Source organism: Pseudomonas sp. QLc11A (assembly GCF_052112305.1).
Taxonomy (GTDB): domain Bacteria; phylum Pseudomonadota; class Gammaproteobacteria; order Pseudomonadales; family Pseudomonadaceae; genus Aquipseudomonas; species Aquipseudomonas laurylsulfatiphila.
Window position 1 is genome coordinate 237,596 of record NZ_JAVAJJ010000001.1, and the last position, 15,323, is coordinate 252,918.

Below are 15,323 nucleotides of genomic sequence, written 5' to 3' on the forward strand. Positions count from 1 at the left end.
AGGATGGCAGTGCAGTGTGCAGCAGAAACGGAAGTCGTTCCCCAGGACCGCTTCGATTACTTCTGGAGTCAGCGCGGTGAATGGGTAGAAGAGCCCAACGTCCGTCGCGGCGGGGAAAGCGGCGTTCAACGCCTGATGGGCAACGATGGTCAACTGCTCTACGTCAAGCGCCAGACCGGGCATATCCATCGTAGCTTGCAGCACCCTTTCGGGCGGCCTACGGTCATGCGCGAGCATGCCGCGCTCACCGGTGTGACCGCGCTTGGCGTACGGGTTCCGGAAATCGTTTTCTGTGGGGCACAGCGCGATCCTGTGCACAAGTGGCGTGCCTTGCTGGTCACCAAGTCGCTGGACGGCTTCGAGGAAATCGATCGCTGGTACGCCGGTGGCGGTCGCGAACGTCATGGTGAAGCCATACACGAACGAGTGCTCAAGGACCTGGCTGAAAACCTGGCTCGCATGCACAAGGGCCGCTGGCAGCACGGTTGCCTTTACGACAAGCACGTATTCGTTCGCGTGACCGGTGAGGGCGAGACGGCCAAGGTCGAAGTGGCCCTGATCGATCTGGAGAAATGCCGACAGCGTTTGACGGCCCATCGCGCAGCTGTCCATGACTTGAAGCAATTGCGTCGCCACTCGTCGTTCAGCGACGCAGGCTGGAAAAAGCTCGTCTACTTTTATGAGACGGCGTTTGGCAGCGCTATCAAGGGTTTATAGCGATGAAACTCGAAATTGCACGAGGTTTGTTTCTGGTAGGAGCCTTGGCAGTTGCATCGATCGCGATGGCAACCTGGGAGCAACCACGCCCCCAGGTTCTCAGCTCGATAAGCGCAGAAGAACATTGTCCGTTGCCGCGGGTTGCGAAGGCATCCGTGACCACTCGACCCGATCATGATCTATTGCTTTTCATGTTCGGACTTTCTCAGGGATTGAGGCCGCAAAGTTGAACCGATTGAAGCCAAAATGAAAAGGCCTCGCACCAACGAGGCCTTTTTTTTGCCCGGATTTTCAACCTGCACGATTCAATGTGGGAGCGGGCTTGCTCGCGAAAGCGGCTCAACATTCAACAACGATGTTGTCTGACACACCGCTTTCGCGAGCAAGCCCGCTCCCACAGGTTTTTCTGCATCAGGGTTTATCCGGTTTGGCCAGCATCGTGTAAATGCAAGGCAACACAAACAGGGTGAACAACGTGCCGATCGACATGCCGGTCGCGATGACCGTACCGATGTCGAACCGGCTGACCGCGCCAGCACCGGTGGCGATGATCAAGGGCACCATGCCGAACACCATCGCCGCGGTGGTCATCAACACCGGACGCAGGCGGATCGCCGCCGCTTCCTCCACCGCTTCCCGTGCCGTCAGGCCCTTGTCCTTGCGTAGCTGGTTGGCGAACTCGACGATCAGAATGCCGTGCTTACTGATCAGCCCGATCAACGTCACCAGCCCGACCTGGGTGTAGATGTTCATGCTCGACCACCCCAGGAACAGCGGAATCAACGCGCCGCAGATGGACAGGGGCACGGTGACCAGGATCACCAGCGGGTCGCGGAAGCTTTCGAACTGCGCCGCCAACACCAGGAAAATGATCGCCAGTGCCAGGGCAAAGGTGACCCACAGGGCGCTGCCTTCCTGTACGTACTGCCTCGACGCGCCGGCGTAGTCGAAGGCAAAACCGACCGGTGCTTCTTCGCGGGCGATCTGGCGCACGAGGTCGATGGCTTCCCCCATGCTCACCAGCGGCACGCCGGACAGGATGGCGGAATTGAGTTGCTGGAACTGGTTCAGCTGTCTCGGTCGAGCGCGGTCGGTGACCGTGATCAGGGTCGACAATGCCAACAGTTCGCCCTGGGTGTTTTTCACGTAGTAATTGTTCAGCCAGTCCGGATTGTCGCGGAACGTTCGCTCGACCTGGGCAATGACCTTGTAGCTGCGACCTTCGATGGTGAATCGGTTGATCTCGCCTTCACCCAGCAGAGTTGCCAGGGTTCCCCCCAGATCCTGCATGGAAACCCCCATCTGCGCTGCCTTGGCGCGGTCGATATCCACCACCACTTCCGGCTTATCGAAGGCCAGGTCAACGTCGACAAATGCAAACTTGCCGGATTCCATCGCCCGTTTTTTTACCCGGTCGACCACTTGCAGCAGCAGTTCGTAATCGTTGGAGGAGTTGATGACGAACTGAAACGGCAAGCCTTCGCCGGTGCCCGGCAGGGACGGCAGGTTGAAGCCGAAAATCTGCAACCCCGGGATGCTTTCCAGTTTGGCCTGAACCTCGGGCAAGATCGCCATTTGCGTGCGACTGCGATCGTCCCATGGCTTGAGCAGGAAACCGCCGATGCCCGATTGCACGCCGGTGAAACCGTTGATCTGGAATGACGAGTAGTACTCGGGAAACGACTTGAAGATCGCGACGAACTCGTCGGTGTAGGTGTTCAGGTAGTCGAGGTTGGTCGGTTGCGGGGCGTTGGCAATCATGAAAATGATGCCCTGGTCCTCATCCGGCGCCAGTTCCGATTTGGTGAACTTGAGAAGGACCGGAATCAGGCACAACACGATCACGGCGAACACCAGCACTACCGGGCGGGTGTTGAGGGTGCCGTGAAGCAGTTTCTGGTAGCGGCGCTTGAGGCGTTCGAAAATCATGTCCAGGCGATGGGCCAGGCCACTGGGGTTCTCGTCGTGACGCAGCAGAAACGCACACATCATCGGCGACAGGGTGAGGGCGACGATGCCGGAAATCACCACCGCGCCGGCCAGGGTCAGGGCGAACTCCTTGAACAGCGCCCCGGTCAGGCCGGTCAGGAAACCGATCGGCGCATACACCGCCGCCAGGGTGATGGTCATCGAGATCACCGGCATGGCGATTTCCCGGGCGCCTTCAATGGCGGCATCGAACGGCGTCTTGCCTTCCTCGATGTGGCGATGAATGTTTTCCACCACCACGATGGCGTCGTCCACCACCAGGCCGATGGCCAATACCATCGCCAGCAGGGTGAGCAGGTTGATCGAGTACCCCATCATCTGCATGAAGAACATGACGCCGATCATCGACAACGGGATGGTCACCACCGGGATCACCACCGAGCGCAGGGCGCCAAGGAACAGGAACACCACCACGATCACGATCAGTACCGCTTCGAACAGCGTTTTCACCACTTCGTCGATCGAGGCCTGGATGAACAGCGTGGCGTCGTAGGCGATTTCACCCTTGAGGTTCGGCGGTAGCTGGGCCTCAAGTTCCGGCATGATCTTGCGCACTTCCTTGATCACATCCAGCGGGTTGGCGGCAGGTGTCGCCTTGATGCCGATGTACACCGAAGGGGTGCCACCGAAGGAGCTGATGGAGTCGTAGTTTTCCGCACCCATTTCCACGCGCGCCACATCGCGCAGCAGCACACGGCTGTCGCCATCGACCTTGAGCGGAATCGCCCCGAAGGCTTCGGCGGACTTGAGTTCGGTATTGGCGTTGATGCTGGTGACCACGTATTCGCCTTTCACCTCGCCGGCGGCCGAGAGGAAGTTGTACTGGCGCACCGCGTTGGTCACATCGCTGGCACTGAGGCCGAAACCCGCGAGCTTCACCGGATCCAGCCACAGGCGCATGGCAAATACCTGGTTGCCGAGGATTTCGGCCTCGGCCATGCCGGGCAAGGTCGCCAGCTTGGGCTGGATCACCCGCGACAGGTAATCGGTAATCTGCGGGTTGCTCAATTCCTTGCTGAAGAAACTCATGTACATCAGCACTGACGCATTGGCAGATTCTTTGCTCAGCACCGGGTCTTCTGCGTCCTGGGGCAGCTGGTTCTTGACCTCGTTGGCCTTGGCCAGCAGTTCGGTAAACAGACGGTCGCTGTTGGAGCCGACGCGCGCGTAGATCGAGATCACCGAAAAGTTCTGGCGACTCACCGAGGTCATGTAGTCGATACCCTCGGCGCTGGCGAGGCTTTGCTGCATCGGTTGGGTAATGTAGCCCTGGATGGTCTCGGCGTTGGCTCCGGGATAGGCGGTGGTCACCGTGATCAGGGCGTTTTCCATTTGTGGATACTGGCGCAGCGGCAGCTTGCTCCAGGCCTGAAAGCCCAGCAGCACAATCAGCAGGCTGACAACGGTTGCGAGAACCGGGCGGCGAATGAACGGATCGGTAAAAGCCATAGGGATTCCTTGATCAGTCCGCGCGAGGCGGGCTGTTCTGCCCGGCCAGGGTCTTGTCGTCGCTGATGGCAATGTGCGCGCCGTTATCCAGTTTGAGCTGGCCGGCGGTCACCACTGTCTCGCCGCTCTGCACGCCTTTGGTGATCATCACTTGCCCATCGCGGCGTTCGCCGGTCTCGACAAAACGCCGTTCGGCGATCAGCACCGGCTGGCCCTTGTCGTCCTTTACCAGGCTGCCATCTTCGGCCTTCTTTGGTACGGCCACATACACCGAGTTGCCGTAGAGCGTGTAGGTAATCGCGCTTTCCGGCACCACGATGCGCGGTTGCGGGTCGGGCAGGAGCACCTGGAGGTTGGCGAACATGCCTGGCATCAACTTGCCATCGGGGTTGGCCAGGGTGGCGCGGACCTGCACGTTACGGGTGCTGTTCTCGACTTTGGGGTTGATTGCACTGATGGTGCCCGGGTACTCCTGGTTCGGATACGCCGCGACAATGACCTGCACTGGCTGGCCGAGTGCAATCTTCGGCACCGACTGCTCGGGCACAAAAAAGTCCACATACAGGCTACTGAGGTCTTGCAGGGTGGCGATCATGGTGCCACTGGCAAGATAGTCGCCAACGTCTACCTGACGAATGCCGATGGTCCCGCTGAAGGGCGCGAGGATGCTTTTTTTGCCGAGCGCAGCCTTGAGTTGATTGACCGTGGCCCTGCTCTTCTTCAGCACCGCCGAAAGTCGGTCGAATTCGCCTTTGGAAATGGCCTGGCTGCCGACCAGTTGGCTACCGCGACCGTAATCGAGCTGTGCCAGCCCGAGGTCGGCCAGAGCCGTTTCCAGCAGGGCACTTTCAACGGCGCTGTCCAGGCGCAGGAGTGGTTGACCGGCCTTGACCTTTTGCCCTGACTCAAATTGCAAATCGATGACGGTGCCATCGGTCTCCAGGCTCAGGTCCACGCCCTGCAATGCCTTGAGCGTGCCAACGGTAGGCAGGCGGGCTTGCCACGGGCGCTCGGTGGCGGTGGCCACGGCAACGCTGATGGCCGGTTTAGGCGCAGAGAAGCCTTGAACCATCGTGTAGATCGAGAAGGCTTTGTATGCGGCCAGGACCAGCACAATCAGTAGAACCACACCCAACATGATCAGCATGCGGCGACGCAGCATATTCCAGTTCCTTGGAGAAAATCAGGTGAGACAGCAGGGCACATTACCGGGAGTCTAGAGGTAATCCAACTGCCGTTTTTACAGGTTGTGAGGTATTAGAGGGGGGAAAGCCTGAAAAGATTCGCCGTCTCGGGTCGCGCTGCGGGGTGTACGTCATCCCGATGCCGGCGCGGCCCAAGGCGGCGATCTTTTCAATGATTCAGGCCATCAGATGCAGATGGTTGTCCCAGAGCCCTGCGGGTAGCTCCAGCGGTTTGGCGACCAGGTTTGTCTGGCGGCAGTCGTAGTAACGACAGCGCCCCTGGCCCGAGGTCACGACAAAACCATCGGCCACGGCGCCGACCCCGGCGCAATCGGGCAGGGGGGCATCCAGGCGTACTTCACCGCTGTCCAGGTCCCAGATGAAGAAGCGGTTGCCCCGCGGCGCAGTCAACGCCACCAGGCGCAAGTCGTTGTGCACCGCGACGCTGGCGGTGTAGTGCCCCATGGCCTGCAACTGGTGCTCGGGCACCGGGAACGCCACGAAGGGCTGGCCGGGCCGCTTGATCGCCAACAGCTCCGACGACTCGTGGGCCGCGCCCATGAACTGTTGGCTGGCGACGATGGTGCCGTCGCTGGCGATGGCCAGATGGCGCACGCTGTTCATCTGCTGGGCGAGGGTTTCCTTGCTCAGCAGGGTGCCGTCACGTTGCATCAGGACCAGGCTCGGTTCCATGGCGTTGAGGTTCATCTCCACCCGGCTTTCGGCCTCGGTGCGAATCCCGCCGTTGGCCACCACCAGGGTTTCGCCATCGGGCATCCACGACACCTGGTGCGGACCCAGGCCGTGGGTGGAAATCTCGCCGCTGTGTACCAGCCTTTCGCCTTCGAACTTATACACACCGAGCAGGCCGCGGCCCGGATCGGTGGTGTCATTTTCGGTGGCGTACAGCCAGTCGCCGCTGTGGTGAATGACCGCGTGTCCGTAGAAGTGCCGGTTTGGCTGCGACACCACGGTTTGCAGGAGGGCGCCGTCGCGCAGGTCGATCAGGTAGCTCTCGGTGCCCGGGCGGCGGGCGACGAACAGTGCAATGGGTTGTGTCGGGTGGTTGATGATGTCGTGGCAACGCTGGCCGACCCGGGTGGCGAACACCTGGGTACCATCGAGCCGATAACCGACGGCGTAATGCTGGCCATCGGTATCGTCCCGTGCCGAAAGCAACAACGGACTCTTGTCCTTTTGCTTGAACAGCTTCCAGCCGCCCAGCGTCACCGCACCCAGCAGCAAACTCCCTAATGTCAGAACCTGGCGTCGCAGCATGGAACTGGCCCTCATCAGTCACCGTCGTTGGCGTTGAAGCCCAGCTGGATGCCCAATGCCTTGGCCAGATCGGCCTCGTGCAGGCGATGGACGACGTTGAGGCTGTCATACAGCTCGTTGAGTTGCTGGCGGCCGGCCTCGTCATTGAGCATGTCAGTCAGCGAGCGCTGGTTGCCGGCAAACAGTTTCAGCGAGGCGGCATAGGCGGCATCGATCTTGTCGGCCAACGGCTTCTGCTCGCTTGGCAACAGTCCGCGCAGGCCTTTGTTATCCACACCTTCCCAGACCGTTTTGGCGGCCGCGAGGCTGGCTTCGAGGCTGGTCAGGGACGACTGGCTGCGCCAGGCATCGGCCTGGAACGGTTGCGGCACACCCTTGCTCTGACGACCCATCGGCGTGCCGAGTTTTTTCTTCAGGGTGTCGATGGCGGTGACTTGAACCCGCAGCAGATCGGCGATCGCTTCGTGGGAGTCGGCGTAGCGCTGGTTGGGGAATTTGCTCATCTGCGCGAGCATGCCGTCAGTGTTGTTCCAAGTTTGCAGAATCTCTTCGGCCAACTGTTTCTGGCGTTCGCCGATGGCGATCAGCAGCGGGCAGTATTTGCTCTTCTGCTCAGCGTTGGCCACGTCAGGCTTGCTGTCGAACAGAATGTATTCGTAGGCCGAGAGGCCTTGCACCACGACGCTGGATTTGACCAGGGCGGCGGCATCGATCTGCGGCTGGGCGCTGACCAGTTGCTCGACCTGACGGCCGACCAGGTTTTTCTTGTCCGGCCAGAACTGCACTTGCCACGAGCGGTTGCCTTCGGCCAACGGCCCGATCAGCAGCGGTTGCAGCTCGGCCCAGGCTTTTTGCGCGTGCAGAAAGTCGGCACGGGCGGTTTCCAGGGTTTCCTTGCCCTCGCAGTAGGCGAGGGCGCTGACTGCCAATTGACGGTCGGCTTCAACCCAGCGGGTGTAGGTCGGCAGGATCACTGACTTGGCGATGGCTGCCGACGTGACCGCTTGCGGATCCTGGGGCGAGCAGGCGCCCAGGGCGAGGGCGGCAAGGCTGGTGAACAATAGTTTGGGACGGAACATGTCGGGCTCCCGCGAGTGGAATGCGTGTTAAAGGGAATTCAGGAACGCCAGCAACGCGGCGCGCTGCTCGGCATTGAAAGACAAAACCTGTTGCTGCGCCGCTGTCGCCTCGCCGCCATGCCAGAGCACGGCTTCGAGCAGGTTGCGGGCGCGGCCGTCGTGCAGGAACTGGGTGTGGCCGCTGACCGCCTGTGTCAGGCCGATGCCCCACAACGGCGGGGTGCGCCATTCGCGGCCACTGGCCTGGAATTCGCTACGGTTGTCGGCCAGGCCGTCGCCCATGTCATGCAGCAGCAGATCGCTGTAGGGCCGAATCACTTGATTGGCCAGTTCAGGTTCGGCGGCGTTGGCGGCGGTGGTGTATTTCGGTGTGTGACAGGACTGGCAACCGGCCTGATAGAACAGGGTTTTGCCGGCCAGCACTTCAGGTGCGTTGACGTCACGACGGGCTGGTACGGCGAGGTTACGGCTGTAGAACAGCACCAGGCGCAGGATGTTATCGCTGACTTCCGGCTCGCCATCAGGGCCGTTGCCACTGGGTGCCTGTTTGCAGGCCGTTTGCGCGTCCGTGCAGTCATCAAAGGGTCTCAGGCTGGTCGTGAGGCCCATATCGCCCGAAAACGCGTGAACATTTTGCTGATTGAGGTTCGGTTGTCCGGCTTTCCAGCCAAATCGTCCAAGCACCGTCTTTTGCCCGGCGTCATCCCAGACCCGGTTCGGTCGTCCGCTGATGCCGTTGTTCGCCTTGGCCTGTGCCTCGGCGTTGGCCAGGATCGCCTCGTCAGGGATCGCCTCGAGCAGGCCCAGGCCAATCATCGGCGGGGCAACCCGTGCCGAGAAGCGGGTGTCGGGGTGCATCGGGCCGTAGCCCAGTTGGGTGATATTCAGTCTCGGTTTGCGCAACTCGACTTCGGTGCCGTCCTCGAAGCGAACCGGCACGGCGGTGTAATCGACCCGCACTTTGCCTTCGGGGGCCACGCCGGGTACGGCCATGTCCTGGAACTGACCGCCGTAGACAGGCTCCGGCACCACGCCGAGTTGTTCGATGACCTTGGCATACGCCGGGGCGTCGGGAATCGACAGACGTACCAGCATCGACACGGCGTTCACATCGTCCGCAGTCGGCGGATGGCCGCGGCCGTCCTTGATGTGACAGCCCTGGCAGGCATTGGTATTGAACAGCGGGCCGAGACCATCGCGCGCGGTCGTCGTCGAAGGGGCGATCACCCAAGGGCTGCGGAAGAAGCTGTTGCCGACGCTGAAATCCACACGCCGGGACGGCGGCAGGTTCGCCGAGGGCATGGAAAACGCGTTCTGATCGGTCTTGCGCACCGTTGCACTGCCGCCGGAGCGGGCTTCGCCGGGTTCTGCCTGGGTGAATTTCGGGGCGTCATCGCAGGCACTCAGGCCCAGGGCCAGAAACAGTGCGGACAAGCGAAGAGGCAGCGAGGGCATCAGGGATCCTGCAAGACGAGCAAAACAAGGGCGCAAAGTCTAACAGGGGATAAGAATTTGAATAAGAGGAATTATCGTTTGCTTGATGTGGGGCAGGGTTTTTGGGTAACAGGGAACTCTGTGGGAGCGAGCCTGCTCGCGAAGAGGGCGTCACGGTCAAAATTGATGTCGGATATGCAGCCGCCTTCGCGAGCAGGCTCGCTCCCACAAGGACCCGGATGTGGCAGATATGAAAAAGGCGACCCGAAGGTCGCCTCTTTCATTCAGCCAGCGTTGATCAGAATTCGTGATCAGCGTTGTCCGGGTTCAGGTCGTTGATGCCCAGTTTGCCAGCGGCGGCTTCGATCGAACCGGTCTGCTTGACCAGCGCAGCGATGGCGTCACGGACGATCTGATTGCCTGCGGTGTTGCCGGCAGCAATCAACTGGTCGTAGTGCTCGCCCTTGTTGGCGTGGTCGACCATGACTTGAAGCTTGGCTTCGGTAGCGGCCAGGTCGTCTTTGAGCGCGGTGTCGGCAGCCGGGTCGGCCTTGGCCACCAGGGACGACAGGCTGGCGCCGGTCATTTTGGTGCCGTCGACACGGGTGTATTCGCCCAGGTACACGTTACGAATGCCCTTGGCATCGTAGAAGTGCGAGTTGTGGGTGTTGTCGCTGAAGCAATCCTGTTCGTCTTCAGGGGAATTGGCTTCCAGGGAAACCTTCATGCGCTCGCCCGCCAGTTCGCCCAGGGACAGACTGCCCATGCCGAACAGCATTTTGCGCAGGCCGGTTTCAGCCGGTTCCGCTTCCAGGGTGGCGCGGTAGTTGTCGGCCACGTTCGGCTTCCAGTTGCCGACCATTTCTTCCAGGTCGCTGACCAGCAGCTGAGTCACGGACTTCAGGTAGGCACGACGACGATCGTTGTGACCGCCGGTAGCGCCTTTGCCTTCCAGGTAGTCCGAAGCAGGACGGTTGCCGGCGCCAGGGCCGGTGCCGTTGAGGTCCTGGCCCCAGAGCAGGAATTCGATGGCGTGGTAACCGGTGGCGACGTTGGCCTCGGAGCCGCCCAGCTCGTTCAGGCTGGCGAGTTTTTCCGGGGTGATGTCTTTGACGTCGACCTTGTCTTCGCCGATCTGCACTTGAGTGTTGGCGATGATGTTGGCGGTGGCGCCCGGGTTGCCCAGGGCGTGCTCGTAGGACTTGTCGACGTAGTCGATCAGGCCTTCGTCCAGCGGCCAGGCGTTCAGCTGACCTTCCCAGTCGTCAACGATGGTGTTGCCGAAGCGGAACACTTCGCTCTGCAGGTAAGGCACGCGAGCGGCAACCCAGGCAGCCTTGGCGGCTTTCAGGGTGTCGGCGTTCGGTTTGGCGAGGAAGGCATCTACGGCGGTTTGCAGGGTCTTCGCGGTGGATTCGGCATCGCTGTAAACGGCGAAAACGATGTCGGCGTAGTGAGCGACAACGGCTTTGGCGGCGGCTTCGTCGACTTTACCGGCAGCGGCAGGCGCAGCAGCCGGGGTGGCCGCGGTGCTGGCAGCTGGCGCAGGCGCGGCAGCTTTTTCTTTGTCACCTTCGCCGCAACCGGCGAGGGAAATAGCGATGGCCAACAGACTGGCGGTAGCCAGAGGCATACGAATCATGGCGAACATCCTGCTTCGATAGGGGTGGAGTGGCGCTATGCGCACGCAAAACTGCGACATAATGCAAATCTTTCGCATTATGTGTAAAGGGTTGTAGGTGGAAATATTTCTTATTCACGGATCCCTGTAGGAGCGAGCTTGCTCGCGATGGACGTCAACGATAACGCCGGGAACCTGATACCCCGCGGTGTTCTCAAGTTCATCGCGAGCAGGCTCGCTCCTACAGGGGGGGTTACAAAATAGCGGCGTTGCTGCGCTGGGCCTGTTTCAAATAGAGGCCCAGTTCCCGCGCCGGCAATGGCTTGCTGTAGTGATAACCCTGACCTTCGTGGCAGCCTTCGGAAATGATGTAGGCCTCTTGTTCGGCGGTTTCCACACCTTCGGCAATCACCTGCATGCCCAGGCTCTTGCCCAGCTGGATGATGGCGCGAACGATGGTTGCATCGTCGTCGTCATCGAGCAGGTCCTGAACGAAGCTCTTGTCGATCTTGATCTTGTCCAGTGGCAGGCTCTTGAGATAGCTCAAGGATGAATAGCCGGTTCCAAAGTCATCGATGGCGATCAGCGCACCGGAGCGGCGCAGGCTGAGCAGATGCTGGGCCGCGGTGCTGATGTCTTCCATCAGGCCGGTTTCGGTGACTTCCAGTTCCAGGCTGCGTGGCGGCAGGCGGTACATTTGCAGCAGATTGTTGACCACCCGTGGCAGTTCGGCGTGGTGCAATTGAACCGTGGACAGGTTGACCGCCATGCGCAGGTCACTGAAGCCCTGGTCATGCCACTCGCGTAATTGTTTGCAGGCCTGGTCCAGCACCCATTCGCCGATGGCGATGATGGTGCCGTTCTGCTCGGCCAGCGGGATGAACAGGTCCGGTGGCACCATGCCGTGTTCGGGGTGCTGCCAGCGAATCAGGGCTTCGACGCCCACCACGCGGTTGTCGCGGTAACTGATCTGCGGCTGGTAGACGAGGTAGAACTGATTGCGGATCAGGGCATCGCGCAGGTCTTTTTCCAGCTCGCGGCGGCGGCGCATTTCGGTGTCGACGCTGGCGATATAGAACTGATAGCGGTTGCGCGAGCGGGTCTTGGCCAGCGTCATGGTCTGCTCGGCCTTTTGCAGCAATTTCTCGGTGCTGTCACCGTCCTCGGGGAACAGGGTGATGCCGATGGTGGCACGCAGGCGGATCTCCTGATGGTCGAGGGCAAACGCCGCTTCGAGATCATCGAGAATGCTTTGTGCCAGCTCGGCGGCTTCGTAGGGTTGTTCGATATCGGCCTGGACCAGGGCGAACTGGTCGCCACCGAGGCGGGCGAGGGCACCCAGGCGACCGCTATGGCCACGCAGGCGATCGGCCAGCGCCAGCAGCAACTGGTCGCCGGTCTGGTAGCTGAACTGTTCGTTGATGCCCTTGAAATCGTCGAGGCCGACACACAACACCGCGACCCGGCGCTGCAATCTGCCGGCGTCGATGAGGATCTTGTCCAGTTGCTGCTGCAATTGCTGCCGGTTCGGCAGTCCCGTCAGGAAATCGTACTGGGACATGCGCAACAGGCTGTTTTCCGCCTCGTGGCGCAGATGGGTGTTGCGTTCGATGGACTCGAGCAACTGGTTGGCGGTGTTGATCCAGATGCCCAGTTCGTTTTTCTCGTGGCCCTTGAGCAGCGGAATTTTGTGTTCGCTGGGACGATCCGGATTGATTTCCGTGAGGTGCTCGATGATCCGCGACAGTGGCTTGGTCAGCAGCCAATGGTAGACCAGATACAACACCAGCCCCATGGCGAGCGCGCGCAGTACGCCGGAGATGAAAATGATCACCGAGCTGACAATGAACCCTTGGCCGTAGGTGGCGGTATCGAGGGTGATGCTCAGGTCGCCGTAATACTCGCTGTAAGGCCCGCGACCGACCAGCTGGGTGGTGAAGGTGCGTTCCTTGCCGAGAATCAGGTCAGTCAGCCAGCGGCTGTGGGAGTGCTGCAATTCGCGGGTTTTTTGCGCGAGCATGGCTTCGTTGGGATGGCCGATGGAGGCCTTGCGCACGGCGGCGTCCTGAAACAGGCCTTCGATCACCTGCATGCCCATTTCCCGGTCCAGGCTGTAGACGGCCTGGGTCGAGGGGTCGCGAAACATGTCGAGGATGCGTTCTGCATCGTTGGCGACGGCCTGGCGTGTTTTATAGGCATCGAACACGATTTGTGCGCAGCTCAAGACCACGCCGACGATCAATGCCGACAGGAGCACGACCCGGAGCAACTTCACCGACAAGCTGTTCTTGAGTTCCAGCTTCAAAGGGTTATTCCTTGTTCCGTGCGGGTAGCATCAAGTTGCCATGAGTATTGGCAATCCCGTGATGGCAGTCAAAGGGACAATCATCCTTGGGGGATTTTGCCTGCAGCTTGGCTGATTTGCAGTTGTCTTGACGAGTTAGCCTATTAGCACTGTGTCGGTTGTCGAGTCCTTCAACTTTAGGGGAGAGGGTGGAGATATTTTCCTTTTGTTTGATGTTAGCCGTCTGTGGCGGTGGGGCAAGGGACTCAAGGCTTGTTTCATCGTTGGAAAATGCCTTGGATTCTGTGGGGTGGTTTGGGGTTTTGACGGAGTACATATCCATTTCTTTGGTAACGGCGACTTACGGTTCCGCTCTTACAGCGGGTCACTTTTGGCAAACGCCCCAAAAGTAACCAAAAGGTCTCGCCCCTTACGTACGGCCCCTCGCTGAGGCTCGGGGTTCCTTCGCTCCGGCATTCATCCGGGGGCATTGCCCTCCGGTCGGCTTCGCTTCGACCTACATGCAATGAGTTCGACTGCGTCGAACGGCGCTGCGCGCCCATCCCCGGATGAACACCTCCGCTCAGCCTGCCGAGGGGGCGGGTGGATCAAGATCAAGAGCTGCAGGCGAGCTAACGCTCGGCCTGATGAGTGGTGAAGAGCCTCTGTGTACGCCGCTCTGCCTTTGCTCTTCTGTGGGAGCGGGCTTGCTCGCGAAGGCGGCCTGCCAGCCGACCTGAATCTGGCGGATGTACTTTGACCCTGTGGGAGCTGGCTTGCCAGCGATGGCGGCCTGACAGCCGACCAATCTCCCACGCCTCCAAGCTGATCATTCCCACGCTCCCGCGCGGGAGTGCTGCCAGGGACGCTCCGCGTTACGTTTCTGCGAGATGGCGCGGTGTAGGAAAGCGCCAGAAGTTTCCCACGCAGTTTTCAGGTTGCCCGTCGGAAGCGGGCTGAATAGCCTTTGGCTGTCGCTGAAAACTCAGCGATCGGGTGTGAGAACCCGGCAAGTCATAGTCATCCAGTGCCAGTATCCGCATAATTGCCGCCAGCTTTTCCGCTGTCTGTAAATGCGTTATGGCGGCTGTGTGCGGGCAGACTTTTGTTTGGCCGGGTGCCTATGACCGGTTTTCTCACCTCGCACATAGCTGCCACCTCTTTGCCGTGTGAGAACGGCAATGGGTGGCACCCACCGCATAGGAATATTTCAGTGGATAAATTAATCCCCGATCCCCCCAGCAGCACCACCAAACCCTACAGCCCCCACACCATGTTCATGATCGTTCCCGACATGGACACTGAAACCCTTCTTGCCCACGCCTGTGAGTCACTGGCTTCAGCCAATGTCCTGGCGAGTGATTTCGCCACCTACCTGAATGGCCCCCAGCGCAACACAGCGCTGGCCATTTCGCAGATTGTCATGTTGGCGGAGCTAGCAGTGAGTCGCGCGTTGGATAACCTCGATCCGCAGTAGTTGGCAGGCTAACCGCGTCATCGTTCTTCGCGAGCAGGCTCGCTCCCACAGTGGTCGGGTGTAGACCGACCCAATGTGGGAGCGAGCCTGCTCGCGAAGGGGCCCTGTCGAACGCTGAAAAATCCCGGGCAATAAAAAACCCGGCTGAAAAGCCGGGTTTTTTGACTGGCGTCGAGCTTAAGCGGTGAAGGTTTTGCCTTCGAACTGCTCAGCCACGAATTTCCAGTTGACCAGGTTCCAGAACGCTTCGACGTACTTCGGACGCAGGTTGCGGTAGTCGATGTAGTAAGCGTGTTCCCAGACGTCGCAGGTCAGCAGCGGGGTGTCGCCGTTGGTCAGCGGGTTGCCGGCGCCGATGGTGCTGGCCAGGGCCAGGGAACCGTCAGCCTTCTTCACCAGCCAGCCCCAGCCGGAACCGAAGGTGCCGATGGAAGTCTTGCTGAACTCTTCCTTGAACTTGTCGAACGAACCGAAAGCTGCGTTGATGGCCTCAGCCAGTGCGCCGGTTGGTTGACCGCCGGCGTTTGGCGCCAGGCAGTTCCAGTAGAAAGTGTGGTTCCAGACCTGTGCGGCGTTGTTGAAGATACCGCCCGAGGAAGTCTTGACGATTTCTTCCAGGGTCTTGCCTTCGAACTCGGTGCCTGGCACCAGGTTGTTCAGGTTCACGACGTAGGTGTTGTGGTGCTTGTCGTGGTGGAATTCCAGAGTTTCCTTGGAAATGTGCGGCTGCAGGGCATCGTGTGCGTACGGCAGTGGCGGCAATTCGAAAGCCATGATGATTCTCCTAATCAGGTCAGTTGCGGTGAGCGCA

Annotated in this window: 12 protein-coding genes; 3 read left to right on the forward strand and 9 right to left on the reverse strand. The window is 60.3% G+C overall.

Annotated elements, in window-relative coordinates; all coding sequences use genetic code 11:
• Nucleotides 1-3 precede the first annotated feature (3 nt).
• On the forward strand, nt 4-717 hold the full coding sequence (locus tag Q8X48_RS01130) for a lipopolysaccharide kinase InaA family protein (protein WP_407799198.1): 714 nt from the start codon (nt 4-6) through the stop codon (nt 715-717).
• A gap of 2 nt (nt 718-719) precedes the next feature.
• The gene (locus Q8X48_RS01135) at nt 720-947 is read left to right on the forward strand and encodes a hypothetical protein (protein WP_407799199.1); all 228 of its coding nucleotides are present in this window, start codon (nt 720-722) and stop codon (nt 945-947) included.
• Nucleotides 948-1,128: 181 nt separating this feature from the next.
• On the opposite strand, the gene Q8X48_RS01140 is transcribed toward Q8X48_RS01135, so the two are convergent.
• The 8 genes from Q8X48_RS01140 to Q8X48_RS01175 all read right to left on the reverse strand — a co-directional run bounded on the left by Q8X48_RS01140 (nt 1,129) and on the right by Q8X48_RS01175 (nt 13,372).
• Nucleotides 1,129-4,155 (reverse strand): multidrug efflux RND transporter permease subunit, encoded by a 3,027-nt coding sequence (locus Q8X48_RS01140; protein WP_407799201.1) that lies wholly within the window; start codon nt 4,153-4,155, stop codon nt 1,129-1,131.
• Nucleotides 4,156-4,168: 13 nt separating this feature from the next.
• Nucleotides 4,169-5,317, reverse strand: coding sequence for an efflux RND transporter periplasmic adaptor subunit (locus Q8X48_RS01145; RefSeq protein WP_407799202.1), 1,149 nt, complete (start codon nt 5,315-5,317; stop codon nt 4,169-4,171).
• Nucleotides 5,318-5,516: 199 nt separating this feature from the next.
• On the reverse strand, nt 5,517-6,617 hold the full coding sequence (locus Q8X48_RS01150) for a DUF1513 domain-containing protein (protein ID WP_015096667.1): 1,101 nt from the start codon (nt 6,615-6,617) through the stop codon (nt 5,517-5,519).
• 14 nt (nt 6,618-6,631) lie between these two features.
• On the reverse strand, nt 6,632-7,696 hold the full coding sequence (locus Q8X48_RS01155) for an imelysin family protein (RefSeq protein ID WP_407799203.1): 1,065 nt from the start codon (nt 7,694-7,696) through the stop codon (nt 6,632-6,634).
• 27 nt (nt 7,697-7,723) lie between these two features.
• A complete protein-coding gene (locus Q8X48_RS01160) occupies nt 7,724-9,151 on the reverse strand; it encodes a di-heme oxidoreductase family protein (protein ID WP_407799204.1) in 1,428 nt (475 codons plus the stop codon).
• Between the two features lie 277 nt (nt 9,152-9,428).
• Nucleotides 9,429-10,772, reverse strand: a complete 1,344-nt coding sequence (locus Q8X48_RS01165) for an imelysin family protein (RefSeq protein ID WP_102673344.1) — start codon at nt 10,770-10,772, stop codon at nt 9,429-9,431.
• Nucleotides 10,773-11,004: 232 nt separating this feature from the next.
• Complete coding sequence (locus Q8X48_RS01170) at nt 11,005-13,056, reverse strand: putative bifunctional diguanylate cyclase/phosphodiesterase (protein WP_095965447.1); 2,052 nt, start codon at nt 13,054-13,056, stop codon at nt 11,005-11,007.
• A 4-nt stretch (nt 13,057-13,060) separates the two neighbouring features.
• Complete coding sequence (locus Q8X48_RS01175; RefSeq protein WP_407799205.1) at nt 13,061-13,372, reverse strand: hypothetical protein; 312 nt, start codon at nt 13,370-13,372, stop codon at nt 13,061-13,063.
• Between the two features lie 876 nt (nt 13,373-14,248).
• On the opposite strand from Q8X48_RS01175, the gene Q8X48_RS01180 reads away from it, so the two are divergent.
• Nucleotides 14,249-14,512, forward strand: a complete 264-nt coding sequence (locus Q8X48_RS01180) for a DUF6124 family protein (protein ID WP_407799206.1) — start codon at nt 14,249-14,251, stop codon at nt 14,510-14,512.
• Nucleotides 14,513-14,689: 177 nt separating this feature from the next.
• Here Q8X48_RS01180 and Q8X48_RS01185 read toward each other — a convergent pair whose 3' ends face one another.
• On the reverse strand, nt 14,690-15,286 hold the full coding sequence (locus Q8X48_RS01185; protein WP_008022038.1) for a superoxide dismutase: 597 nt from the start codon (nt 15,284-15,286) through the stop codon (nt 14,690-14,692).
• Nucleotides 15,287-15,323: the final 37 nt, after the last annotated feature.

Bases quoted from the DNA above. Each gene is read 5' to 3' on its own strand.
- Q8X48_RS01130 (WP_407799198.1), top strand. From the start codon at position 4: ATGGCAGTGCAGTGTGCAGCAGAAACGGAAGTCGTTCCCCAGGACCGC.
- Q8X48_RS01135 (WP_407799199.1), top strand. From the start codon at position 720: ATGAAACTCGAAATTGCACGAGGTTTGTTTCTGGTAGGAGCCTTGGCA.
- Q8X48_RS01140 (WP_407799201.1), bottom strand. From the start codon at position 4,155: ATGGCTTTTACCGATCCGTTCATTCGCCGCCCGGTTCTCGCAACCGTT.
- Q8X48_RS01145 (WP_407799202.1), bottom strand. From the start codon at position 5,317: ATGCTGCGTCGCCGCATGCTGATCATGTTGGGTGTGGTTCTACTGATT.
- Q8X48_RS01150 (WP_015096667.1), bottom strand. From the start codon at position 6,617: ATGCTGCGACGCCAGGTTCTGACATTAGGGAGTTTGCTGCTGGGTGCG.
- Q8X48_RS01155 (WP_407799203.1), bottom strand. From the start codon at position 7,696: ATGTTCCGTCCCAAACTATTGTTCACCAGCCTTGCCGCCCTCGCCCTG.
- Q8X48_RS01160 (WP_407799204.1), bottom strand. From the start codon at position 9,151: ATGCCCTCGCTGCCTCTTCGCTTGTCCGCACTGTTTCTGGCCCTGGGC.
- Q8X48_RS01165 (WP_102673344.1), bottom strand. From the start codon at position 10,772: ATGATTCGTATGCCTCTGGCTACCGCCAGTCTGTTGGCCATCGCTATT.
- Q8X48_RS01175 (WP_407799205.1), bottom strand. From the start codon at position 13,372: ATGTACTCCGTCAAAACCCCAAACCACCCCACAGAATCCAAGGCATTT.
- Q8X48_RS01185 (WP_008022038.1), bottom strand. From the start codon at position 15,286: ATGGCTTTCGAATTGCCGCCACTGCCGTACGCACACGATGCCCTGCAG.